At 40.6% G+C, this 23,133-nt stretch carries 25 protein-coding genes; 11 read left to right on the top strand and 14 right to left on the bottom strand.

The window, feature by feature from the left end; genetic code table 11:
- Positions 1-23: 23 nt before the first annotated feature.
- Together G1O98_RS02595 and G1O98_RS02590 are read right to left on the bottom strand one after the other, a co-directional pair.
- Positions 24-1,043 carry an ABC transporter ATP-binding protein gene (locus tag G1O98_RS02595; protein ID WP_163927024.1) on the bottom strand — a complete coding sequence of 340 codons (1,020 nt, stop codon included), beginning with the start codon at positions 1,041-1,043 and terminating at the stop codon, positions 24-26.
- A gap of 187 nt (positions 1,044-1,230) precedes the next feature.
- A complete protein-coding gene (locus tag G1O98_RS02590) occupies positions 1,231-2,718 on the bottom strand; it encodes an aminotransferase class I/II-fold pyridoxal phosphate-dependent enzyme (RefSeq protein WP_163927023.1) in 1,488 nt (495 codons plus the stop codon).
- A 63-nt stretch (positions 2,719-2,781) separates the two neighbouring features.
- On the opposite strand from G1O98_RS02590, the gene G1O98_RS02585 reads away from it, so the two are divergent.
- The 3 genes from G1O98_RS02585 to G1O98_RS02575 all read left to right on the top strand — a co-directional run bounded on the left by G1O98_RS02585 (position 2,782) and on the right by G1O98_RS02575 (position 4,301).
- Positions 2,782-3,126: a DUF6883 domain-containing protein gene (locus G1O98_RS02585; RefSeq protein WP_163927022.1), complete on the top strand. Its 345-nt coding sequence runs from the start codon at positions 2,782-2,784 to the stop codon at positions 3,124-3,126.
- Positions 3,113-3,373 (top strand): DUF4926 domain-containing protein, encoded by a 261-nt coding sequence (locus tag G1O98_RS02580; protein WP_163927021.1) that lies wholly within the window; start codon positions 3,113-3,115, stop codon positions 3,371-3,373. Before G1O98_RS02585 ends, G1O98_RS02580 begins: the two co-directional genes overlap by 14 nt.
- Before the next feature lie 220 nt (positions 3,374-3,593).
- On the top strand, positions 3,594-4,301 hold the full coding sequence (locus G1O98_RS02575) for a M15 family metallopeptidase (protein WP_163927020.1): 708 nt from the start codon (positions 3,594-3,596) through the stop codon (positions 4,299-4,301).
- A gap of 5 nt (positions 4,302-4,306) precedes the next feature.
- On the opposite strand, the gene G1O98_RS02570 is transcribed toward G1O98_RS02575, so the two are convergent.
- The gene (locus G1O98_RS02570) at positions 4,307-4,780 is read right to left on the bottom strand and encodes a TspO/MBR family protein (RefSeq protein ID WP_163927019.1); all 474 of its coding nucleotides are present in this window, start codon (positions 4,778-4,780) and stop codon (positions 4,307-4,309) included.
- 90 nt (positions 4,781-4,870) lie between these two features.
- On the bottom strand, positions 4,871-5,344 hold the full coding sequence (locus G1O98_RS02565; protein WP_012407288.1) for a TspO/MBR family protein: 474 nt from the start codon (positions 5,342-5,344) through the stop codon (positions 4,871-4,873).
- Between the two features lie 292 nt (positions 5,345-5,636).
- On the opposite strand from G1O98_RS02565, the gene G1O98_RS02560 reads away from it, so the two are divergent.
- A complete protein-coding gene (locus G1O98_RS02560) occupies positions 5,637-6,206 on the top strand; it encodes a DUF3611 family protein (RefSeq protein ID WP_163927018.1) in 570 nt (189 codons plus the stop codon).
- An 829-nt stretch (positions 6,207-7,035) separates the two neighbouring features.
- Here G1O98_RS02560 and G1O98_RS02555 read toward each other — a convergent pair.
- A complete protein-coding gene (locus tag G1O98_RS02555; protein WP_114084732.1) occupies positions 7,036-7,713 on the bottom strand; it encodes a response regulator transcription factor in 678 nt (225 codons plus the stop codon).
- 190 nt (positions 7,714-7,903) lie between these two features.
- A complete protein-coding gene (era, locus tag G1O98_RS02550) occupies positions 7,904-8,878 on the bottom strand; it encodes a GTPase Era (RefSeq protein ID WP_163927017.1) in 975 nt (324 codons plus the stop codon).
- 281 nt (positions 8,879-9,159) lie between these two features.
- Between era and G1O98_RS02545 the strand changes: the two genes are divergently transcribed.
- Positions 9,160-10,242: an ATP-dependent 6-phosphofructokinase gene (locus G1O98_RS02545; protein ID WP_163927016.1), complete on the top strand. Its 1,083-nt coding sequence runs from the start codon at positions 9,160-9,162 to the stop codon at positions 10,240-10,242.
- A 173-nt stretch (positions 10,243-10,415) separates the two neighbouring features.
- On the opposite strand, the gene G1O98_RS02540 is transcribed toward G1O98_RS02545, so the two are convergent.
- The 7 genes from G1O98_RS02540 to G1O98_RS02510 all read right to left on the bottom strand — a co-directional run bounded on the left by G1O98_RS02540 (position 10,416) and on the right by G1O98_RS02510 (position 16,294).
- Complete coding sequence (locus G1O98_RS02540) at positions 10,416-11,543, bottom strand: succinylglutamate desuccinylase/aspartoacylase family protein (RefSeq protein ID WP_163927015.1); 1,128 nt, start codon at positions 11,541-11,543, stop codon at positions 10,416-10,418.
- Between the two features lie 283 nt (positions 11,544-11,826).
- Positions 11,827-12,465, bottom strand: a complete 639-nt coding sequence (locus G1O98_RS02535; protein WP_163927014.1) for a histidine phosphatase family protein — start codon at positions 12,463-12,465, stop codon at positions 11,827-11,829.
- A 258-nt stretch (positions 12,466-12,723) separates the two neighbouring features.
- Positions 12,724-13,410, bottom strand: a complete 687-nt coding sequence (locus G1O98_RS02530; protein WP_163927013.1) for a PEP-CTERM sorting domain-containing protein — start codon at positions 13,408-13,410, stop codon at positions 12,724-12,726.
- 476 nt (positions 13,411-13,886) lie between these two features.
- On the bottom strand, positions 13,887-14,408 hold the full coding sequence (locus G1O98_RS02525; RefSeq protein ID WP_163927012.1) for a hypothetical protein: 522 nt from the start codon (positions 14,406-14,408) through the stop codon (positions 13,887-13,889).
- Positions 14,409-14,520: 112 nt separating this feature from the next.
- Positions 14,521-14,964 (bottom strand): hypothetical protein, encoded by a 444-nt coding sequence (locus tag G1O98_RS02520; protein ID WP_163927011.1) that lies wholly within the window; start codon positions 14,962-14,964, stop codon positions 14,521-14,523.
- Positions 14,965-15,296: 332 nt separating this feature from the next.
- Complete coding sequence (locus G1O98_RS02515) at positions 15,297-15,479, bottom strand: CsbD family protein (RefSeq protein WP_069070399.1); 183 nt, start codon at positions 15,477-15,479, stop codon at positions 15,297-15,299.
- A gap of 350 nt (positions 15,480-15,829) precedes the next feature.
- Positions 15,830-16,294 (bottom strand): hypothetical protein, encoded by a 465-nt coding sequence (locus G1O98_RS02510; RefSeq protein WP_163927010.1) that lies wholly within the window; start codon positions 16,292-16,294, stop codon positions 15,830-15,832.
- A gap of 253 nt (positions 16,295-16,547) precedes the next feature.
- On the opposite strand from G1O98_RS02510, the gene uvrB reads away from it, so the two are divergent.
- The 4 genes from uvrB (at position 16,548) to G1O98_RS02490 (ending at position 20,348) form a co-directional block, all read left to right on the top strand.
- A complete protein-coding gene (uvrB, locus tag G1O98_RS02505; RefSeq protein ID WP_163927009.1) occupies positions 16,548-18,545 on the top strand; it encodes an excinuclease ABC subunit UvrB in 1,998 nt (665 codons plus the stop codon).
- 10 nt (positions 18,546-18,555) lie between these two features.
- Positions 18,556-19,116: a Uma2 family endonuclease gene (locus G1O98_RS02500; protein WP_163927008.1), complete on the top strand. Its 561-nt coding sequence runs from the start codon at positions 18,556-18,558 to the stop codon at positions 19,114-19,116.
- A gap of 117 nt (positions 19,117-19,233) precedes the next feature.
- Positions 19,234-19,815, top strand: a complete 582-nt coding sequence (locus tag G1O98_RS02495) for a Uma2 family endonuclease (RefSeq protein ID WP_163927007.1) — start codon at positions 19,234-19,236, stop codon at positions 19,813-19,815.
- Between the two features lie 104 nt (positions 19,816-19,919).
- Positions 19,920-20,348, top strand: coding sequence for a hypothetical protein (locus tag G1O98_RS02490; protein ID WP_163927006.1), 429 nt, complete (start codon positions 19,920-19,922; stop codon positions 20,346-20,348).
- Positions 20,349-20,645: 297 nt separating this feature from the next.
- Here the strand turns inward: G1O98_RS02490 and G1O98_RS02485 are convergent, their stop codons facing one another.
- Positions 20,646-21,266: a hypothetical protein gene (locus G1O98_RS02485; RefSeq protein WP_163927005.1), complete on the bottom strand. Its 621-nt coding sequence runs from the start codon at positions 21,264-21,266 to the stop codon at positions 20,646-20,648.
- Between the two features lie 152 nt (positions 21,267-21,418).
- On the opposite strand from G1O98_RS02485, the gene G1O98_RS02480 reads away from it, so the two are divergent.
- Together G1O98_RS02480 and G1O98_RS02475 are read left to right on the top strand one after the other, a co-directional pair.
- Entirely contained in the window at positions 21,419-22,207 is a 789-nt protein-coding gene (locus G1O98_RS02480) for an SDR family oxidoreductase (protein WP_163927004.1), read from the top strand.
- 94 nt (positions 22,208-22,301) lie between these two features.
- Positions 22,302-23,021: a rhomboid family intramembrane serine protease gene (locus G1O98_RS02475; RefSeq protein ID WP_163927003.1), complete on the top strand. Its 720-nt coding sequence runs from the start codon at positions 22,302-22,304 to the stop codon at positions 23,019-23,021.
- Positions 23,022-23,133: the final 112 nt, after the last annotated feature.

The following is a 23,133-nucleotide window of genomic DNA, read 5'->3' as shown; positions in this document are numbered from 1 at the left end:
CCCTATTCCCCAGTCCCCAGCGCCTATCTCATAAGCTGCTTTTTCTCAGCTTTGGGATCGCGAGTGGCAACGGCTGCCAGTTCTGCATCCATCAGGGTGCGTCCTGTAGCGGCGAGATAAACGTCATCGAGGCTGGGGCGAGATTGGGCAATACCAAATATGGGCAAGCCAGCAGTATTCAGCGCTTGCTGTATGTTAATGAGAACATCGTTTTGAGGTGTCACCACTAAGTTGAGGGAATTACCTTGAGCGCTGTTGATAATGACTTCTTGCACAAAGGGCAAAGATTGCAAGAGGTTTTTGGCAATTTCTGCTTCCTCACTGGGGGAAAACTCGCGGATTCGCAAGGTGATGCGATCGCCCCCGACTTGATCTTTTAATTGTGAAGGTGTCCCAGAGGCAATTACCACGCCCCGATCTATAATTGCCACGCGATCGGCTAAAGCGTCAATTTCTTCTAGGTAATGGCTGGTAATTACTACCGTCGTCCCAGAGGCGCGTAATTTTCGCAGGAAATCCCATACAACAAAACGCGTTTCTATATCAAGTCCTACAGTTGGCTCATCCAATACCAGAACATCTGGTGCATGGAGCAACCCAGCAGCCAAGTCTAGGCGCTTGCGTAAACCGCCAGAATAGGTTCCTGTCTTTTTATTGGCGTATTCTTGCAAACCGAGTAAATCTAATACTATCTCAATGCGCTGTTTGGCTACTGCACGTGGAAGGTGATAAAGTGCTGCTTGCAATTGCAGCAGTTCTTTTCCAGTTAGCACCTTATCTATAGCTACTTCCTGAGCAACATAGCCTAGTCGTTGCCTTGCCACCCTCGGATTATCTAACACAGAGATGCCAGATACTTCGATTTTGCCAGCATCCGGTGTGGTCAACGTACACAAGGCACGCAAGGTAGTAGTTTTCCCAGCACCGTTGGGGCCAAGTAAACCAAAGATTTCTCCCGGCTCTACCTGAAATGAAACATCCTGGACGGCAACCACTGTACCGTAACGTTTTTGCAGATTCTGAATTAAAACGGCGGGAGCCATGACAGCTTTTCCCCAACTATACAAATCTCAATAAAGTCTATCCTTATTGTAGAAGCTAGAGAGCAAGGAAATAACAGATGAGCGAAAATCTCTAAACAAGTTCGCGTCATGCGCTATGCTGTCAAAAACTTCTGATTATTTCAGACAAGTTGCTTGATTGCGTTTGTGGCGAATTAATATTAGGACGTTATTTCACAACTTTCAAAGTTTTGAGGCTAGAGTCATTGCAACCACTGATAAATCCCCCCATTGCTTGGACTTGTTGCAGGTAATCAAGGACGGGTTTGGTGATGATTTCTCCCGGCATTAACACAGGAATTCCTGGGGGATAGGGACAGATAATTTCGGCACAGATGCGATCGCTTGTTTGTGCTAAAGGCAATGTTTCACTGACAGCAAAAAAGGCTTCACGGGGAGAAAAATGTAAAGCATGACCCTGTGTAGTTAAAAGATTCTGCAAATTAGGATTTGTAACATTCAAGTTGGTTCGACGATATTCTTTAGCAAGAGTGGTAAAACCTTGCACTAATTGCTTGATATCGGCTGGAGTGTTGCCCAAACTAATGATAAAGGTGATATGTTGCAGTGAAGCGAATTCAGCAGTGACAGCAAACTTTTCATCTAGAATTTCATCTGCTTCAAATCCGCTTAAACCTAAACCAGAAACAGTGACAGTTAGCCGTGTTTCGTCTAAAGCTACAAAGCCAGGAGATCCCCCCAACCCCCCTTGATAAGAGGGGCTAAGAATCTGTAAGACAGATAATCCAGGAATTTGACTTATTTTTGTTCTAGCTTCATTGGCAAGTTGCAATGTGCGAGACATCAGCATTTTTCCGTGGAGTGCCATTTGCTGACGCGCTGCATCTAAAGAAGCTAAAAGTAAATAACTAGGACTGGTAGATTGTACAAGTTGTAAAGCTTTACTGATGCGATCGCAATCTATCCTGTCTCCTTGAACGTGCAGCATTGATGCTTGTGTCATCGCACCGAGTACTTTGTGGATGGATTGTACAGTTAAATCTGCACCTGCGGCTAAAGCGGAAGTGGGTAATTCGGGATGAAAGGCAAAGTGTGCGCCGTGTGCCTCATCTACGAGTAAAGGGATATTGTATTGATGGGTAATATTGGCAATCGCACTCAAATCTCCACATACGCCGTAATATGTTGGATAAACTGTCAACACTGCTTTAGCGTCGGGATGTTGTTGGAGTGCAGATTCTACAGCATTAGGCGTGATGCTGTGGGCAATATCTAAAACTGGATCGTATTCAGGATTGAGAAAAATTGGTATTGCACCAGAGAGAATTAAACCAGCGATCGCAGAAGAATGCACATTCCGAGGCAAAATGATTTTATCGCCTGTACCACAGGTAGCGAGAATTGCCGCTTCAACACCACAGGTAGAACCATTGACAAGGAACCATGTTTGCGAAGCGCCATAAGCCTCAGCAGCTAGTTGTTGTGCTTCTTGAATAACGCCTTGGGGTGCAAAGAGATTATCTAAATCTGCTAATTCAGTTAAATCAGCGCGAAATACAGCTTTACCAAGTAAGTCAGCCAAAGGTTGATAAATTCCCTCACCTTGTTTATGTCCTGGGGTGTAAAAAGGTGTATGAGGTCTTGCTGCATTGGCTTTTAACGCATCTAATAATGGTGTTTGATTTTGATTGAGCATTTTGGAGAAACAATGAACCGTTAATGATAGAATATTGAGTCTGTTAGGGCATATTCATAGACAATGAAATTACCCAACGGCGAGCAAGCAGAAATTTCTACGCAAAAGCTCATAGGTTATTGTCTAAACCCAGAACATCCGAGTGGGAAACATAAAGCTAGAGTTTTCGCATCAATTCTAGGAATCACGCCAGAAAATCCCGATGTTTTGCCTGAATTGATTCAAACAGCAGCTGTTGCAGGTGAAGTTGTTCAGCAAAGTACTACACAATTTGGTGAACAGTTTAAGGTAGATTGGATAGTACCTGATACAGACGGAATCAGGCTGCGGACAATCTGGGAAACTACTGCTAATAATCCCTATCCACGTTTGATTACTGCATTTCTGAAGTTAAATGAAAAAAGTTAAACTTTTGGATACTATTGCTACACTCAAGCCTATTCCCACTGAGAGATTACAACTATTGGAAGAAGATTATACTTCTATCGAAAGCTTACCCAGTGGGCAAGTTGGAACAATTGTAGAAGTGTATGAGCAAGAAGAAGAATATCATTATTTAGTCGAGTTTGCTGATACCCAAGGCTGTGAATATGCAATGGCGACTTTGAGAGCAGATGAAATCTTAGTTTTACATTATGATTTGGCAGTTGCCTAAATTTTTACTCCCACAGGTAAAATACGAATTTTTGGCGTTGCTGATTGCGTTATTTCAAAATCCTTGTAGAGACGTTGCATTGCAACGTCTCTACATCCAAATTCATACCTCGATTCAACAACACCGAATTTTTTTAAGGGGGTTGGGGAATCTCTTCTGCGTAAGTCCTAAGAATGTTATGCTTGCGTTGAAATCCGTAATTTTTTGTGTGGCTGACTAGATGAGACCTTATCATCAAATCCCAATTTTCGAGTGTGGTGAACCGCTAATTGAGATTCCTTTAGAATTGTTTGCGGTAGAATCTCCTCATCCTTATGAAAAATTAGGTGCGCCCTATGGCGAACACTCTCCTTATTATCTCCGTCAAAGCGTTATTAAAAATTTGAGGCAAGCGCAAAATTATCTTGAATTGCTGCATCCTAATTGGCGGATTCAAATCTTTGATGCTTATCGCCCGATCGCAGTTCAGCAGTTTATGGTAGATTACAGCTTCACTCAAGCAGTACAGGATAGAGGATTAACTAATGTGGAGTTATCCCCAAACCAACGTCAAGAAGTTTGGGAAGCGGTTTATGCAATTTGGGCTGCACCAAGTTTGGATGAAAAAACTCCGCCTCCTCACAGTACAGGTGCGGCGGTGGATGTGACTCTAGTAGATGATATTGGGCAAATAGTAAATATGGGTTCGCCGATTGATGAAATGTCAGAGCGATCGCATCCCGATTATTATGCCAATAATGACGACCCAGAAGCACAAAAGTATCATGCTAACCGCCAGCTATTACAAGATGTAATGTTAAAAGCAGGGTTTCAACGCAATCCCAGAGAGTGGTGGCATTTTTCTGTTGGCGATCAAATGTGGGCTTGGCTGAATAATCAATCCAATCCAGCCAATCCTGTCACAGCACGTTATGGCCGTATTGCATAGATGCGTTATGCATCTTGAGGATTCAGTTCCTTTAACTCGTCGGTAGTGTAAGTACCAATGGGAGTCCAAATTAGATAGGGAAGGAGTAACAGCGCCGCCATTAGAGAAATCGGCAAAACGCAGATTGCGAGGACAACGCCTGAAATCAAACCAACTAGCCCAAGAATTTCCCCAGCTTTGAGACTGCGAAACCTCAGCATTATAGGTATGTAGGCAACGGTGATAATTTCCACCAAAAGGTACAAAGCCATTATTAACCAAGTAATTGGGCTTCCAGGATTTTTTTCCCACACAACATAAGCTGAAGCTGCACCGCAAATAAAAATCACAGTCCAGATGAGTGGAATCAGAGGCTCAAAAACTAGCCAGCGAGGGCGACTTAATAGTGCAAACCATTTAACATCATGCGGCGTAATCAAGAAACTTCCAAGAGCGATTAAGAAAGTTACAGCCCCAATTATTAGCCAAGATGGAATCATAATGACCTCAAGCTTTGTGTATTTTGTCAAGTTATACACTGCAAGTTTGACAATTTAGGGCATAGCTTTAATCATTCGTTGGTGCGAATTTTAGGCATCTTGAGGATTGAGACCGATCATCTGCCAAGTGGTATAAGTACCAATGGGACTCCAAAGCAAATAAGGAACTAGTAGCAATGCTGCCCAACCAGAAATACCTAAGACCGCAAGTATCAATAAAGCACCAATGATAAAACCTGTGCCTCCAAGAATTGTACCCACTTTCAGACTGCGAAGCCTAAACATTACAGGCGTATAGGCGATAGTAATTATTTCTAACAGCAGATATAAACCCATGATTAACCAGGTTGAGGTGCTTCCTGGATCTTTTTCCCAGACAATATAAGCTGACCAAGCACCGCAAATAAATATTACAGTCCAGATAATTGGAATCGCGCCCTCAAAAGTTAGCCATCTTGGTCGTTGTAAGCGCTTGAACCATTGGCGATCGCTAGGCGTAATCACGTTAGCGGCTAAAGCAACCAAGAAAGCCACGCCCCCAATCACCATCCAAGATTTAATCATGCCCGTTAGTCCTTTACAAGCGCTATCTATCGCTTAATATCACTCTTTATAGTGTGATTTTGTCAATTTAATTGCTAATTCTTCATCGTCCCTGAGTTTGAAACCTTGATATCGTTTGGCTGGACTTTAAATTATGGTATTGCGAAGAGGCAGAAGGGAAAGAGGTAATTTTTCTCCCCCTTACTCCCCGCCTCATTTATTCCCCAGGATGTTGAAGTGATTATGTCTAAAGATGGGGGTATGGCGCGAACCGAGGAAATATTCTTGGCAGTAGGGGATTAAGGTAATTTTTATGCAAACAGAATCAGAAGTGCGCTCGCTACCGCCAGAGACTAGAGGAATTGGTAATACTATTCGCCTTACAGGTTGGATTTCTTTCTGGCTGCAATTGGCAATTGGAGTGGTTTCTGTCTTAGCTTTGTTGTTTGCCTTGACTGGTCGTGAATTTGTTCAGCAACAGAATGCTGGTCTTGGAATTGGCATATTTTGGGCTGTATGCGGAATTGTAGTGTTGTTATTTAGTCTCTATTGGGATTTTCGTTATACCCGCATAGGCAAAGCTCTAGAAAATTCCAATCCTGCTTTACATCCGAGTAAGCCAGATACAACTAAAATTCTCCGATTGGGAATAGTTGTGAGTTTGCTGGGGATGTTATTAACTCTTTTTGGTGCTGGATCAACGGTGTTAGTGCTAGTGGCAAAATCTATATCGCAACCTCCAGGAGTGGCAATCACCAATCCCTATAATATTATTCGAGCAATGGATGTTTTTGTAGCTGTAGCAGACATCACTGGGATTGCTGCTCACTATGTGGGGACTGTCGCTTCGTTATGGTTGCTGGAGCGAGTGCATCAACACTAATGCAAGAAGGCACAAGGGAAGAAAGCCAATCTTAGTAACGACTACAGTAAAGGTGTTGACACACAATAAGTAGCTATGGCTGCGCCAACGTCTTCTTTACGAGACGCTACGCGAACGACGAACGCAATTTTGCACTAACTTCGCTAAACATTTGTTTCTCTGCGGTTATGAAGTCAGTTCTAATTATTCTAACGTTTACCTAAAGATGCAATTTAAAGGCAAATTCTTATTACTTATGATAGTTACTTTAAATCATCTTAATAGGTGAAAGTAAATATACTTAATAACTGAGGTTCAAAGCATGGACTCAACAGGTAAGGTTCAAACTGTGGACTCGTCCTGGTCTCTTCCAATGCCGTTGAAAGAGTATGCAATGAGCCGAGTAACTGTCTACTTTTTTAGCGACAGATGGGTTCCAATTAAATATTGTTCTTTGGAAAAGGCAATTTTGCTTTACCACAGGGCAAATTTAGAAGGCAAGGAAATTTTATTATTTCCTACTAATTTAGACCCTAATCAATTCTCAAACTCTTTTAACTAAAATGTATTGAGGTAGGCCATTTTTGAAAATATGAATTGGATATAGAGGCGTACATATATTTATATGTACGCCTCTACTTTTGATTGGGATTTAAATATTTACTCAAGTAATATTTTTGGATACATCAGTATTATTATCTTTGCTAACGTTTATTTCTGTATTTTGCTGCATTGGTCGGTTACTGCTTAGTACTACGATTACTAAGTTCTAATGTATACATAATAATTAGGAAGCGATACTCACCCTTATCCAGATATTCAGTAGTAAAGATTTGAATGTATTCTGACATCAAACCAAACCTGAACGCAATGCAACGACTGCTGCTTGCACGCGATCGTCAACTGCTAATTTATTCATAATCCCTCGGACGTGGGTTTTAATGGTGTTGGGACTGAGATAGAGTTTTTCGGCAATCTCTGGGTTACTCAACCCGTCTACCATGAGTTTCAACACTTCTAATTCACGCCCAGATAAATTGGCGTTGTTGCTGGTAGGTGTAGGTGGTTTGAGATTATCAATTACTCGCCGCGCAATTTGGGGATCGAGATAGGCTGCACCATCAACTGCGGCTGCGATCGCACTTAACAATCGTTCCACACTTGCACCTTTGATGCAATACGCATCTGCACCGCTAGATAGTGCCGCAATAATTTCTGTCTCCGTTTGATGAGATGTCAGCATCACCACATGAGTTGCTGGCAACGCTGCCTTAATTTGCTGTGTCGCTGCAATGCCATCCAATCGCGGCAACCCAATATCCATAACCACCAAATCGGGTTTCAGTTGCAGTGCGGCTTGAACTCCCAAATAACCATCTTCTGCTTGTCCAACTATCTCCAATTGAGGATGAGCCATTAATGATTGCTCTAATCCCAATTGCATCATCGGATCGTCTTCGACAATTAACACCCGCAACGGCGGAGCATTGGCTGGTAAATTCAAGGGATAGCGAGTATCTAAAGACATTATTTATTAAGAGTCATTTGTCATTTGTCCTTTATCCTTTGTCATTAGTCATTTGTCCTTTGCCTTTTTAACTTCTCTACGAGAGGGTGCGCCGTAAGCGTAGCTATGCCGCAGGCTTTACGACTACGCGGTAGTTGAGCGCAGTCGAAACTCAGTACAAGTGACCAATGACTAATGACCAATGACTAATTTATTCTTCCACGCGATAGCCTAACTCTGCTAAACTAATGCGCGACTGTCGCCATTTTGGTTGGACTTTGACAAACAATTCGAGGTAAACTTTGCCAGCGATTAACTTTTGGATTTGTTCGCGGGCTTCACTACCAATTGCTTTGAGCATCGCTCCGCCTTTGCCAATGAGTATGCCTTTTTGAGAATCACGCTCAACGTTGATGGTAGCAAGTACACGAGTAATGCTGGGAGTTTCTTCTACTAAGTCAATAGCGATCGCTACTGAATGGGGTACTTCTTCACGAGTCAATAATAAAATTTGTTCTCGGATTAATTCACCCATAATAAAGCGTTCTGGCTGGTCTGTTACCAAATCTGGCGGGTAGTATAACGGCCCAATTTCTAAATGTTCAATTAATAACTCTTGAAGTTGCGGTAATCCTGCACTCGTCTTGGCAGAAAATTTCACGATTTCCCATTCATGTGACTGGGCCATCTGAGCATAACTATCATCTAGATACTGAGAATCAGACGGTTGTTGGTCGCTTTTGTTCACGCCCAGAATCACCGGGGTTTTGCTACGACTGAGCAATTCGGCAATATAGCGATCGCCCGATCCACAAGCTACTGCTCCATCTACCACAAATAGGACTACATCTACCGATTCAATGGCAATTTTGGCATTTTGTACCAATACTTCGCCCAATTGATGATGGGGCTTATGAATTCCTGGCGTATCTACAAAAATTAATTGCGCCTCTGGCGTAGTTAATATACCGCGCAAACGGTTACGTGTAGTTTGTGCTATCGGTGAGGTAATGGCAATTTTTTGTCCTACTAATTGATTCATCAAAGTAGATTTACCGACATTTGGACGACCAACAATGCCGATAAAACCTGATTTAAAATCAGGAGGAGCCTGTGGGATTGTTACTTCTCCTGAAAAAGAGAAGTTGTAATTATCAATACTAGTCACCTTTGGCTCCACCCTCATATTTTACAGCTGGGATAACTTGGTTTTTTCTTAGACACAAAACAAGCATAAAATTACCCTGGCATTTTTAGGGATTGCTTTTGCCGAGGTTTAATCTACTACTGGCTCTACACCTATATTTTACAGCTGAGATAACTTTGTTTTGTTTTTAGATACAAAACAAACATAAAATTACTTTGGCATTACAAGGAGCGCATTAAATTAGGTTTAATCTGTTGCTAACTTTGGCTTAAGTTTCATCGACTACTCAATATATTTGGATCAAAATGTCAATAAAAAATATGGAAGAACCCAAACGCATTGGAATTCTTACCAGTGGAGGTGATTGTTCTGGCTTAAATGCTGTGATTAGGGCTGTAGTAAATTGTGCTGTGGATACTTACGGCTGGGAAGTTTTGGGAATTCGTCAAGCGACTCTAGGATTAATGGCACGTCCACAACAATTCACAAAACTGGAAGTTGATCAAGTTGACTCGCTATTAACTGCGGGTGGCACAATGTTGGGGACAACCAATAAAGGCGACCCCTTTGCTTTTCCAATGGCGGATGGAAGTGTAAGCGATCGCTCCGAAGAAATCATTGCAGGTTATCATGAGCTAGGTTTAGACGCTTTGATTGGTATTGGCGGCGATGGTAGTTTGGCAATTCTCCGCCGTCTCGCTCAACAAGGTGGGATTAATTTAGTAGGTATTCCCAAAACCATCGATAACGATATTGGCGTTACTGAACACGCTATCGGTTTTGATACAGCAGTCAATATTGCCACAGAAGCACTAGATCGGTTACATTTTACTGCTGCAAGTCATAGCCGAGTCATGATTTTAGAAGTAATGGGGCGTGATGCCGGACACATAGCAATAGCTGCGGGAATTGCGGGGGGAGCAAATGTAATTTTGATTCCCGAAATTCCTTACACAGTTGAGCATATTTGCCACAAAATCAAAGAACGCCAAGAGAAAGGCAAAAACTATTGTTTGATAATTGTTTCCGAAGCGGTTCGTACCCACGATGGTGAAAATGTGACGATTACAAATCGCTTAGGTCAATCTCGATATGGCGGAATTGGTGAATATTTGGCAGATAAAATTATTGAACACATCGGTGTAGAAACACGAGTTACAGTTTTAGGACACATTCAACGGGGTGGAACTGCTTCACCACTAGATAGATTAGTTGCAACAGCCTTTGGCGTAGCGGCGGTTAATCTCATTGCAGAGGGTAAATACGATCGCATGGTGACATGGCAAAATCGCCAAGTATTAAGTGTACCAATTACAGAAGCGATCGCTCAATATAGCGCTGTAGATCCCAATGGTACTTTAGTTAAAACCGCTCGTGGTATGGGTATTTATTTAGGCGACTAAACTCAATACTCTTCGGTTAAGGCAAGAGACGCGATGAATCGCCGTCTCTACAATAATTAGTCTTTTGTAGAGACGGCGATTTATCGCGTCTTTGTGATGATTTAGGGAAAAAAATTTTCATGTTTAGTATGTGATGAAAATTACATAAATATCTATGCCCAATGCCCCATGTCTTAACTAATAATCCCCAATACAAACTCGCCTTCATTTACAGCCTGATTGGTTGCGACATCATAAACTAATCCATCATGTTGAGCGCAGACATCAATTACAGTAGGTAGTTGACCTTCTTTATTAAAACTGAGAATCTGATACAGCTTTTCTCCAGTTTTGACTTTGCTACCTAATGCTATTCTCGATTGAATCATGCCACCTGCGATCGCATAATATTTTTTCCGGTTGCTGCTAGATGCAAAAGTCATCTCATGAGTTTTGGTGTCTTCTGATAAATTAGAAACTTGTATTACACCTTTTTGCGCTAAATAGTTTTTCACACCCTGTATACCTTTGGCGACTGAATCAGAATTCATTTGCATTCCTGAGCCTAATTCCAGTGTCCAAGCTTCCACATCAAACTTGATTTCTCTACCAAACTCTTTAAAACAAGCTTCCAGTGCTAACCAAGGTTTGATAAAAGCTTCATCAAAAGCGTCACCATCATATTTATTAAGTAAGATTCCGAAATCGAGTAGAAAGTATTTTGCACTGTCTTCTCGATTTTGGAAGTAATAAATATAGTCTAATGCTTGATTTGTAGAACTGTGTAAATCAATTAAGTAGTCTGCATCTAAACTCAAGTTTTGTAGCTTGTAGGCAAAAAGCTCAGTGTAGGGAACACCATTAGAAGAATGAATTTTTTCTAAAATTGTCACAAAATTTTGCTTAATTATAGTTAGATAATTTTGTCGAACGACCTCTAGATCACTATGAAGTTGAGATTTAGTAAAAGCTACTAAATCATCAGCTTCTTTCTCGTAGTCCCAAAATATGCGATTCCAGTCTTTGGCTTCATAAATGCAGTATCGTCCAGGAGAGAAATGATGAGCGCGTTCATTTGTTCCCATTGGATTACATACGGGAACTAGCCAAATTTCTCCAGTTAAATCTGTATCATTTATTGTTAATAAAAACTCAATTAGCTGGTGAATAACGGCATTACCAGCAATTTCTGCACCGTGCAGATTAGATTGAATGTATACCTTTTTACCAGGTTTAGCGCCAATGAATTTGTATAATTGTAAGTATAGGCGATCGCCCGAAGCCATTTGACGTAATACAATGCTTTCAATAACTGGCAGCATGAAACAACTCGGTGATGATTTGAGTAAATTATCGCTGTATCTGTACTGAATTAAAATAGGACTTACACAAATTATCTCTCAAACTCTGATTTCTCCGTGCCCTCTGTGCCTCTGTGGTAGCTTGCGGCAAGCCACTTCTCTACGAGACGCTACGCGAACGTGTCTACGTTATTCCGTAACTCGTGCGTAAGTCCGAAAAAGCTCTAACCCAATAGTGAGGCAGAGTAAGTCAAAAATAATATTATTGTACAGACGCGATTAATCGCCTCTCTCCTAACTCCTCTCATGAACCCGGTAAATTTCGCAACTGCTCATCTAAATGACTATGGTCTGCCAAAACCTTTAAGAGCGGCCCATGTGAGCTAAATTCTACAATACTGACCGAAGCAACAGGGCATCCCAAACGAAAACGGAAGCGTCCCACATCAATCCCTAGTAAACTACACAGAATAATTCTGATGGTTGCCTTGTGTGAAACAACTAAAACATTACCACTACTGTAATTTTGTTTAATTTCTTCAATTACCTGCAAGGCGCGAGAAGCAATTGTAACTGCCATTTCTCCACCAGTTGGAGCATTCCAAGCCGGATCTGCTGACCAGCGAATATAATCATCGTGATATTCACGGCTAATTACTTCTGGCGTTTTTCCCTCCCACTTACCATAGTTTATTTCCTTTAAACCATCTCTGAGTTGTGATTCTATATTTATTGCTTCACATAAGGGTTTCGCTGTCAATACAGTTCGTTGCATTGGACTACAAAATATTGCTGTCCAATTCATAGAACTATATGCGTCAGCAAAAGCCTTTGCCATCTCCAGACCTTCAGGAGTAAGCTCTGAGTTTATTGAACCGCAAAAGGAATTATTGCGGCTGCATTCGGTTTGTCCGTGACGGAGAAAATAAAGAGTTAGGCTCACGATATATTTTCATCGATTGTGAATTTAAGAGCGCTAACAATCAGATGTAGCTGAAGATAGTTAATGCCTGTGGTATATTACTACAATTTTTTGAGATTTGAAATAGTTTTCAGGACAGAGTTGCAGCAGCTACGCCCGTCTTAGAGATTGCTAAATCCATTAAACATAATGATAAAAATGGAGTTAAAATTTCATAACTCCACAATTAATACACTCTTTTTATCTGAATGCAATTATCTATTGGTTGAGTTTGTTAGCCTAAACTTTACTAGTGGCTTTTTGTTGCCACTTTTGTTTGCGGCTCAAAGCTATACCAAAACTAGTGACTGTCAATAAACCCAAGATAGTTGTAGGTTCGGGAACGGTCTTAGAATTATAGGTGAAGTTATCTAAAACAATTTGTGTGCCACTACCTCCATATCCTACATCAATGCCACCAGAGGAGGTAAATTTTAAACTGTCAATGTCAAGAAAGTCAAAGTTAAACTGGGTAGGGGATGTAGTATCTACAGTTACTGTCGTTGCATACTTAGTTATTCCATCTGAGAAGCCCTCTACTAGAATATCTAAGCCATTGCTCCAAGCGGCTGTGAGATAAGCACTGTTAAAGTCAAACTGACCACCGTCAATACTTACACTGCTTACCGTGCCAGGCTCACCAAATGAATTGTAAGCAACATTTGGTGATGAAACTGTTCCAAAGGTATAACCAGATGGGTTAACTTGGTAGGTTGGAGTAGTAAGATAATAAAAGTTATCCCAATTTAATCCGCCATAGCCGTTTGGAATTTGATTGCCGTCAAATTCACTAGTCGCATCAAGATCATCAAAGGTCAAAACAAGCCCTTGCGCCTCTCCTGTACTCAGTGCTCCTGCTGCAATAGCACTAGATACTGCTATGCTACAAACCTTCAGCAACTTTTTTGTGACAGCTAATATGGTCATTAAACTAATTCCTGTGAAAAGGTAAGTGGTTAATGCTTGCGAGAACTCAATCAAAGAACACACAACTGACAAATAATTGCTCACCCTGTGGCAATTAAAAACAGCTATCAATATAACTTCAGTGTTAAATATCGCTTGCGTATTCGATATGCTAGGAATAATTACTTGTTTTCCGCAAATTCCACAGTGAATATAGCTGAACAAAAAAACATTTTCAACAAATCATTACCTAGATTTATGAAAACTTTAAGATATATTTTTTGATAAAAATCTTTTAAAAAGCAGTCAAAAGCAAGAAATAATCTAGTTGTTATTCACCTAAATCAAAAAAATATATAAGATTTATGTGAATTTTATTTAGCTAAAAATAATTTTTTCGTATTCTTAAATACATATTTTTTTGTTGAGAAGAAGCAAAAAATAAAGGTGAGCTATGCTCACCTGACTTTGTTACTTATACACTCAAAATTCAGAAATTACTTGCGACTACCCAACCACTTAGCCGCTGCAATGCCAAGAATACCTGCTACTACAGGATTACTGAGAAACTTGATTATCCCTGGTTGCTCTGCTAGCACTTCGCGGAAAATATCGGGGTGGTTATGATATGCGAAAGACGCGAGTTTGCTAACATCATCAGCAGTCATGCGGCTGGCGTGGTGTGTAGAAAGCCCCAACTGTTGCTCTAGATGCTTCTCGTCAAGCTTTCTTTCCTTCAAGTGTTTGAAAAAGGCTCTTGCTACATCATCCCGTTCATTGGGTTTAATTTGTGCGATCGCATTCTGTAATTCTGGCTCCATCTGGCTGGTTGGAATCCGATCTGGATGTAAAGATCGACCAAATAACTGCCGACGTTGATCTGGTGTTGTGCGTTGAGCGAAATCATCAAAATTTTGATATTCCGCCGTTGATTCGGCTGTAGTATCATCTAAAGATTCAACATCACCCTGAGCCAAATCTTTCATTATTTGACGTTTATACTGTTCGCTACTTGCCACTTTACTTATCTCCTTTTTTCGTCAAATTATTTTGATGGCTGGTATTTCCAAGCCATAACTCTAAATCCCAATTCATCAAACTCTCTTCAAGTTTTCATTGCAAATACAGCAATTAGCTATACTTAACTTGATTAGTCTGAACATCATACTCAGTAGTCAAAATCAATTTCTTATCAGGCGCATAAACCAAAACCTTTAAGTCTTGGTTGGGAAAGTTCTTCCGAAAACCTTGAACTAAGGATTTTGCTAGTGGTCGCACTTCGTTAGGACTAACTTTAGGGGAAATCACAACACCTAGTTTGTTGTTATCACGAACATAAGCGTCCTGAACTAATCCTTGAGATGTTTGCACAACCCAGTTACCAAAGGTTTGTCCGCTTGGAGTATTGCCTCGCTCCAACTCTGCATAAGTTACATCTCGGCCAATTGCTGAGGGAGTTGTTGGGCGGTCAACTTGTGACACAGTACCACCACCACCACAAGCGGTAGTTATCATCAATACTCCAATTAAAAGGAAAGTCGCCAATATTTTGCGACTTTGTTGAAGCAGAATCATTTTTTTACCTCCTGAAAAAACACTTTAAACAACAGATAGAATAAGTTGTACGTTTAAACTAATTGCTTACATTTAGCTGACATTTATAAAATTAGAATTTATAGAGGTTATTCCTCTGAATTAATAAAATTACTTTGTAATGCAGAGGAGTAATAAATTACACCTCTGCAAAATTTATGCAAATCAAGCTAGTCCTTTATCTGTTCATGTTTGCTAAGATGAGAAGAAAGGTACATAGCATTGAATGAATCTTGAACACTTCACATTTTCTTGCAAAAATGGAATCCACCCCATTGATATCCCTAGAGTTTCTGCAAAAAAATTATGAATTGTTAGTCAATATTTTTCTTCACATTATCTTTTACATCTTCAATCCCGTGACGGACTTCGCTTTCAGCTTGTTTTGCTTTACCTTTGGCTTTATCTTCTGGATCTCCAGTGATATTTCCTAATGCTTCTTGGGCCTTACCTTCAACATTTTTAGCAGCAGCTTTAGCGCGATCTTCAATACTCATTTTGTACTCCTGATTTTGTAAAAAATTCTTTTCAAAGCTATAACTAAACTTTGAAATATTTTGTGATTACTTTTACACAGTAGCTTAAAGTTTTTGCTAAAGCCTTCCACCACAAGACATATTAAAAAAATCGTAATTCCTAATGCTTATTTCGTAATTAAGAAAGGTAGTCATAGTAAGCATTCTGGCTGTTGACTGAATGTAAATTAAAGCAATAACAGTTTAGTTACCTATGCTAAAAGACATAGAACAAGGGCGAATATCGTAATTCCTACTTTTGACTATTTAAATAAAAAACCCAGATTCGTATAGAAACTGGGTTAATAAAGTTATGGGGATATTTCTTTTGTCTAATCTAGAAAACCCATCAGGCTTTCAGAATTGTCAATCTCATTTGATGCTATTGGACGATTACCGAAGGTGGAATAGCTTTCATCAATTACCAATAAACTTGAGCCAATTGGACGAATCCCAGAGAGATTGATACTTTCAACAACTTGGAATGTATTAGCGCCAATTGGACGAATACCCATTGAGTTGTAGGTTTCAACTACTTCTAATGTACTGGTGCTAATAGGACGCACCCCAGCAATTGAAAGTTTTTCAGCAACTTCTAAGTCGCTAGGGCCTATGGGACGAATTCCAGAAATTGCAAGTGTTCCAGAAGCTCCCACTGGCAGTTCATTAGCTTCCTCGACTTTATCTGCATTCAAGCTCTGGTCTGGTTGATTTTCAACTTCCTCTGTTGTTTCCCCTGGAGACTTAGCATTGTTTTGCCGAGAACTGATTGCTTTGCCAGCGTTGCTAATAGCCATAAACGAACACCTCTGGTTTGTTAATTGAATTTTACAATAATTAAGGAAAGATGAAATTTTTTCCCATATACTTTAGAGTTTAACCTTAAAAAACCTCACATAGATATAAGAATCTTTAAAACTGATACATAAGTAAATTTTAATTAATAAGTTTTGTAATAAATTATTACAATTTATTTAGTCTAATAAGCCAGCTACAATGGATACAGGGCGAAATCGTCACCATGAGATAGGGTATTTCCAGCAAAACTGTATGACAGAATTTTGTCTTCAAGCTCCCTTTAGTCCCACAGGCGATCAACCACAAGCGATCGCACAACTTACTGCTAGTATCCAATCAGGTAATCGCTACCAAACTTTACTAGGAGCCACTGGAACTGGTAAGACATTTTCGGTAGCAGCAGTTATTGAGAAAATTGGCAAGCCTACTTTAGTTTTGGCCCATAACAAAACCCTTGCTGCACAGCTTTGTAACGAGTTGCGGGATTTCTTTCCCAACAACGCAGTCGAGTATTTTGTCAGCTATTACGATTACTATCAGCCAGAAGCGTATATTCCCGTTACCGACACTTATATTGAAAAAACGGCAGCGATTAATGATGAAATTGATATGTTACGGCATTCAGCGACGCGATCACTGTTTGAACGCCGTGATGTCATTGTCGTTGCTTCCATCAGCTGCATCTACGGTTTGGGAATGCCAGCAGAATATCTCAAAGCTGCCATCCCTCTCCAAATAGGTATGGAAGTAAATCAACGCCAAATTTTACGGGATTTGGCAAATGTTCAATATAGCCGCAACGACATAGAAATGGGCCGAGGAAAATTTCGTGTCCGTGGTGATGTCTTAGAAATTGGCCCAGCCTATGAAGACCGAATTATCCGCGTCGAATTCTTTGGTGATGAAATTGACGCGATTCGCTATATTGACCCAGTGACAGGTGAAATTCTCAAGAGCTTAGAAGCGGTGAATATCTACCCAGCGCGTCACTTTGTCACCCCAGAAGAACGCTTAGAAGTAGCTTGTCATGACATTGCAGCAGAATTAAAACAGCAAAAACTGGACTTAGAACAAGCTGGGAAACTATTAGAAGCACAACGTATAGATCAACGTACACGCTATGACCTAGAAATGCTACGCGAAGTAGGTTACTGCAACGGCGTTGAAAACTATTCCCGTCACTTAGCAGGAAGACAAGCTGGAGATCCACCAGAATGTTTAATTGATTATTTTCCGAAAGATTGGCTATTAATTATCGATGAATCTCACGTTACCGTACCCCAAATTCGCGGTATGTATAACGGCGACCAAGCGAGAAAAAAAGTTTTAATTGAACATGGATTTCGGCTTCCTAGTGCTGCTGACAACCGTCCTTTGAAAGCAGAAGAATTTTGGCAAAAGGTTAATCAGTGTATTTTTGTTTCCGCAACTCCCGGAACTTGGGAAATAGAAGTTTCTGAAGATCATGTAGTTGAGCAAGTGATTAGACCAACTGGGGTGGTTGATCCAGAAATTTCCGTGCGTCCTACAGAAGGACAAATTGATGATTTGTTAGGCGAAATTAAAGATAGAGCTGACCGCCATGAACGAGTGTTAATTACCACATTAACCAAACGGATGGCGGAAGATTTAACTGAATATTTGCAAGACCGCAGTATAAGGGTACGGTATTTACATTCCGAGATTACTTCTATTGAGCGCATTGAGATTTTGCAGAACTTGCGCGAGGGGAAATTTGATGTTTTAGTTGGTGTGAACTTGCTGCGGGAAGGCTTGGATTTACCCGAAGTTTCCTTAGTAGCAATCATGGATGCAGATAAAGAAGGTTTTTTGCGAACCGAGCGTTCCTTAATTCAAACTATTGGTAGAGCCGCGCGTCACGTCCAGGGACAAGCGATTTTGTATGCCGATAATATGACAGGTAGCATGATTAAAGCTATTGATGAAACAGACAGGCGGCGTGGTATTCAAACGGCACATAATCGACTGCATGGGATTACACCGCAACCAATTGTCAAAAAATCAAGTAATGCGATTTTGGCTTTTTTAGATGTATCTCGGCGGTTAAATGCAACTGACTTGAAAGTTGTAGATGAACATCTAGATGAACTGCCATTAGAACAGATTCCCCAATTGATTACTCTGTTAGAAGCGCAGATGAAAGAAGCGGCGAAAAAACTCGAATTTGAAGAGGCGGGAAAATTGCGCGATCGCATTAAACATCTGCGGGATAAAATGCTAGGACGTTAAAGTGAATTTTATGCTCACCAATATTCGCCTAATTAGTGTTCAAGAATATCACCAAATGGCGGAAACGGGGATTTTTCATCCTGAAGAACGCTTAGAATTAATCGCTGGACAAATCATCAGAATGTCAGCAAAAGGAACTGCTCACGAATCAGCAATTACCCGCACAGAAAGGTTATTACGTCAACGTTTGGGTGACAAAGTTTTATTAAGAATCCAGTCACCAGTGCAACTTGACGATTACTCGGAACCAGAACCAGATATTTCAGTGGTGAAGCTGAATCCATTAGATTATGAGGATCACCATCCCAATGCTTCCGAAGTGTTTTTACTGATTGAAATAGCTGATTCCAGTCTCAAATATGATCGAGAAGTAAAAGCGATCGCATACTCTAAGTCAGGTATTATTGAGTACTGGATTTTAGATGTCAATGGACGCAAGTTGTATATGTATCGTCTCCCTAGTCCAGACGGATATCACAGTGAGAGCATACTTTCAGAGGATGTGACAATTTCACCTTTAGCTTTCCCTGATTGTGCGATCGCTATTCGGGAATTGTTGCGAAAAATCTAAATAATTCGTAATTTCTAAAAACGTTCGTGGACTCACTAACGTTTTTCTAGTCATACTAAAAGAGAACGCCATTTTTTCGCTATCCTAAATCAAGTGAATCATTAAGGGATCGTGCCAATGGTTGCTTTACCCGACAACATTTTGATGAGTGCAGAAGAATACCTGGTTTGGGAACCTACCCAAGAGGAACGCTACGAGTATTGGGATGGCGAAGTTGTGATGATGAGCGGTGCTACACGCAACCATAATCGGGTTTCTGGAAATTTCTTTAAGCTCTTAGATGATGCCTTAGCCGATCGCTCCTGTGAAGTATACATTGTAGATGTGAAGGTGCAGGTAGAACCGGAGCAAAAATATTTTTATCCAGATGTGGTGGTAACTTGCGATGAGCGAGATACTGATCCACAATTGGTACAATTTCCCTGCTTAATTATCGAAGTGCTATCACCTTCAACAGAAGCAGCCGATAGGGGGAAAAAGTTTGCCAAATATCGCCAATCTCCAACCTTGCAAGAATATGTCTTAGTACAAGTAGCTCAACCAGTTGTAGAAGTGTTTCGGCGCAATGAACAGGGGAAATGGGTGCTGTCGGAGTATAATTTGGATGAAATATTACGGCTGGAATCGGTGGATGTAGAAATTGCGATCGCCCATTTGTACCGACAAGTACAGTTTGAAACTGAAGCCACTGAAAATTGAATATGTGGAGGAAGCTGTTTATTCTAAAAAATAGTTGTAGTATATGTGTTACCATTTGAATTTAGAATTTAATTAGAAGTTTGATAAACAGTTTTGATTAAAATATGACTAACGCAGAAGAACTATCTCAAAAAGATTTTTACGAGTACACAGTACGGCAAATAGAAAGGGAGCAAGGGTTAATCAATACTCGGCTTTCCTGGATGCTTACATTTCAAGGATTTCTTTTTGCTTCGATTGCATTGGTTGTTAATAAAGATACAGAACCATCAGTACGTCTAGTTTTTAGGAATGTCATACCAGCTATTGGAATTGCTGTTGCATTATTAGCTCTTGTTGGCGTTCATGCTGCTGCTCTTTCAAGTAACGGAATTAAGGCAAAATGGAACCAAAGGGGTGGATTTCAGCAGTATCCACCAACCTTTGGTAGTCCTACAATAAGCTTATTAGGCAGAGTTACAAGCTATGGTATACCTACCTCCGTAGTTCTGGCTTGGCTGCTTCTGTTTTTTGGTCTAGTTACAGCCACCTAACAACCGTGGTGTAGCGGACGGCGCTAGCGCTAAGTTCGGTTTTATCTACCCCCGTTGATTGAAAACGTTAGCTGGCTTAGGTAATCTGTTGAGGCACGACTGGAAAGTTTTCTTTTCGAGGCGATCGCCTAATTTGCTACACATCTGAAAAGCATATACCACTTCTAATCAGCATAATCACTTACAATAGCGATTCTGACACAGTGTGCGCTCGCCCAATCCATAAGCGGAATTGACCGAGACATTACTTGTAAGTTTCCCTTTCCATAACGCTTGATTTATTTACTATTGAGAAAATCAAAACCATCCTCGCAGGATTTTATGTACCTGCGCCAAATACCACATATAATCATCAATCTTGTAATTATCAGCAGCTTTAACTATATATTCATGAGCCAAATCAACATTATTCTCGACTTCGTAATATAATCCCAAGTAAAGATGACTGTAAAAATTTCCCTTTATCCCTTCTGATTGACCAACAGTTAAAACATCATCTGGTGTACAATCTCCCGCATACAAATCATATACGCGCTGCATAATGCGTCGAGGGTCATTTTTCACAGTTAGTAAAGATTTACGTGCCTCTTCAAAACCTAATGAACAAGCTATGCAGATATATCGCCATACTGTCTCTTCTACATCTTGAGCATTTACGGTCAAATCTATTTCAAATTGTTCAGCGCCCTCAGCAAATCTTTCTGCATAATAATACGATAATCCACGTTGCCAGAGGTATGGTTTAATACTAGCATCCAATTGCTCTGCTATGTCGAAATCTTGAATAGATTCATCAATTTTTGCCAGTTGAAAGTTAACCATACCCCGACGAACGTAAGCATTAGGATTTTTCGGCTGATTGCGAATGGTTTCGTTCCAGCGCTGGAGTTGATTTTCCAGAGAATTTGAAAAAAACATGAGTTTGATCAGCTATTGAACTGGAATCAGATGTTGTGAATGGTTTAGAGATTGCGATCGCCTACATTACTATAAAAAGCGATCGCATTGGGCACTTACAATATAAACTCTTAAATTGATACCTTGAAAATAAAAAATCCGCAAAATTACAAATGAGTGATGCCTACGGCGGGCTACGTCTACGCTGGACACTGACAGGAAAGAAAGCACTGATTACAGGTGCTACCAAAGGCATTGGACTAGCTGTTGCCAATGAGTTCTTATCTCTAGGTGCAGAAGTCATAATTGTGGCACGGAATTCTCAAGATGTTGACCAACAACTAATTATCTGGCGAGAATTAGGATTACCTGCTTATGGAATTACGGCAGATGTTGCAACTGCTGAGGGGCGACAAGCCATTTTTGAGCAGGTTAGCAAAACCTGGGATAAATTAGACATCCTGGTTAATAATGTGGGAACCAATATCAGCAAAAAAGTACTAGACTACACAGCTGCTGAATATCAGTTCATCATCCAGACAAACCAGATATCAATTTTTGAGATGTGCCGTCTATTTTACCCTCTACTGCAAAATGGGGAAAATAGCAGCATTGTGAATATAAGTTCTGTGGCGGGTTTAGTCTCGAACCGTACAGGCGCTCCTTATGGTATGACTAAAGCGGCTATAAATCAACTGACGCGATCGCTATCAGTTGAATGGGCTTGCGATCATATTAGGGTAAATACCGTAGCACCTTGGGCTATTCGCACGCCTCTAACCGAGTCTGTACTCGATAACCAAGATTTTCTCAAATTAGTTCTGTCCCAAACACCTATGGGAAGAGTTGGTCAACCAGAAGAAGTAGCGGGTTTAGTAGCATTTCTTTGTATGCCTGCGGCATCTTTCATCACTGGACAATGTATCACTGTCGATGGTGGTTTTTTAGCTTTCGGTTTTTAAGTCTCAAAGCAAGATCCATCCACGAGGTAGAAGAAACTACTTACAAAATTCCGTATTGTAGAATTGCTGTCTTAAAATCAGGATAAAAACGCCCGTGGTTCCAATTAGCGATAATAATCCCACAAAAATCACGCCTTATGTAACTTATGGGTTGATTGCTGCCAATGTCCTCGCTTTTCTTTATGAAGCAAGTCTTCCCCCACAAGCATTAAATGGATTTTTACACCTTGCGGCTGTAGTTCCACGAGAACTCACCCTCAGCTTTGGTGGTATCTCTGTACATCAACCAGTACCAGAATGGGCAACTTTGATTACCTCGCAATTCTTGCATGGTGGTTTCTTGCACTTAGCAGGTAATATGCTGTTTCTGTGGATTTTTGGTAACAACGTTGAAGATAAGTTAGGTCATGCCAAATATTTACTGTTTTATTTATCTTGCGGTGTTTTGGCAGCATTAACACAGTGGTTCTTCGCTCAAGATTCTAGCATTCCATCTTTAGGTGCGAGTGGTGCGATCGCAGGCATTCTCGGAGCGTATATTCTTCGCTTTCCCAACGCTGAAGTTCTCGGCATAGTGCCTTTAGGAATTTTCTTCCCAACTTTCCGTGTCCCGGCATATTTCTTTTTGGGATTCTGGTTTCTCGAACAAGCTTTCTACGGGCTTGCTAGTCTCGAAACACGTACCAATATAGGTATGGAAAGCGGTGGTATTGCCTACTGGGCCCATGCCGGTGGGTTTATCTTTGGGGCAATTCTCGGCCCTCTGTTAGGTTTGTTTAACGATAAATCACAGGAAGAATCTTGGTATAAGTGATTTTGTTATTGGAACTATCAATCAGACTGATTGATTTAATAGGCGACATTGCCTAAGCTTCGCAACTGCTAGCCTTACAAGCTATATTGCAATTAGCCAATAATTTAGGAAA

Source organism: Nostoc sp. UIC 10630 (genome assembly GCF_010747425.1).
Classification (GTDB): domain Bacteria; phylum Cyanobacteriota; class Cyanobacteriia; order Cyanobacteriales; family Nostocaceae; genus Nostoc.
This window is presented reverse-complemented; position numbering and strand designations above follow the sequence as displayed.

Coding starts and splice junctions, on each gene's coding strand:
- G1O98_RS02595 (WP_163927024.1), bottom strand. CDS start 1,043: ATGGCTCCCGCCGTTTTAATTCAGAATCTGCAAAAACGTTACGGTACA.
- G1O98_RS02590 (WP_163927023.1), bottom strand. CDS start 2,718: ATGCTCAATCAAAATCAAACACCATTATTAGATGCGTTAAAAGCCAAT.
- G1O98_RS02585 (WP_163927022.1), top strand. CDS start 2,782: ATGAAATTACCCAACGGCGAGCAAGCAGAAATTTCTACGCAAAAGCTC.
- G1O98_RS02580 (WP_163927021.1), top strand. CDS start 3,113: ATGAAAAAAGTTAAACTTTTGGATACTATTGCTACACTCAAGCCTATT.
- G1O98_RS02575 (WP_163927020.1), top strand. CDS start 3,594: ATGAGACCTTATCATCAAATCCCAATTTTCGAGTGTGGTGAACCGCTA.
- G1O98_RS02570 (WP_163927019.1), bottom strand. CDS start 4,780: ATGATTCCATCTTGGCTAATAATTGGGGCTGTAACTTTCTTAATCGCT.
- G1O98_RS02565 (WP_012407288.1), bottom strand. CDS start 5,344: ATGATTAAATCTTGGATGGTGATTGGGGGCGTGGCTTTCTTGGTTGCT.
- G1O98_RS02560 (WP_163927018.1), top strand. CDS start 5,637: ATGCAAACAGAATCAGAAGTGCGCTCGCTACCGCCAGAGACTAGAGGA.
- G1O98_RS02555 (WP_114084732.1), bottom strand. CDS start 7,713: ATGTCTTTAGATACTCGCTATCCCTTGAATTTACCAGCCAATGCTCCG.
- era (WP_163927017.1), bottom strand. CDS start 8,878: ATGAGGGTGGAGCCAAAGGTGACTAGTATTGATAATTACAACTTCTCT.
- G1O98_RS02545 (WP_163927016.1), top strand. CDS start 9,160: ATGGAAGAACCCAAACGCATTGGAATTCTTACCAGTGGAGGTGATTGT.
- G1O98_RS02540 (WP_163927015.1), bottom strand. CDS start 11,543: ATGCTGCCAGTTATTGAAAGCATTGTATTACGTCAAATGGCTTCGGGC.
- G1O98_RS02530 (WP_163927013.1), bottom strand. CDS start 13,410: ATGACCATATTAGCTGTCACAAAAAAGTTGCTGAAGGTTTGTAGCATA.
- G1O98_RS02520 (WP_163927011.1), bottom strand. CDS start 14,964: ATGATTCTGCTTCAACAAAGTCGCAAAATATTGGCGACTTTCCTTTTA.
- G1O98_RS02515 (WP_069070399.1), bottom strand. CDS start 15,479: ATGAGTATTGAAGATCGCGCTAAAGCTGCTGCTAAAAATGTTGAAGGT.
- G1O98_RS02510 (WP_163927010.1), bottom strand. CDS start 16,294: ATGGCTATTAGCAACGCTGGCAAAGCAATCAGTTCTCGGCAAAACAAT.
- uvrB (WP_163927009.1), top strand. CDS start 16,548: ATGACAGAATTTTGTCTTCAAGCTCCCTTTAGTCCCACAGGCGATCAA.
- G1O98_RS02500 (WP_163927008.1), top strand. CDS start 18,556: ATGCTCACCAATATTCGCCTAATTAGTGTTCAAGAATATCACCAAATG.
- G1O98_RS02495 (WP_163927007.1), top strand. CDS start 19,234: ATGGTTGCTTTACCCGACAACATTTTGATGAGTGCAGAAGAATACCTG.
- G1O98_RS02490 (WP_163927006.1), top strand. CDS start 19,920: ATGACTAACGCAGAAGAACTATCTCAAAAAGATTTTTACGAGTACACA.
- G1O98_RS02485 (WP_163927005.1), bottom strand. CDS start 21,266: ATGTTTTTTTCAAATTCTCTGGAAAATCAACTCCAGCGCTGGAACGAA.
- G1O98_RS02480 (WP_163927004.1), top strand. CDS start 21,419: ATGAGTGATGCCTACGGCGGGCTACGTCTACGCTGGACACTGACAGGA.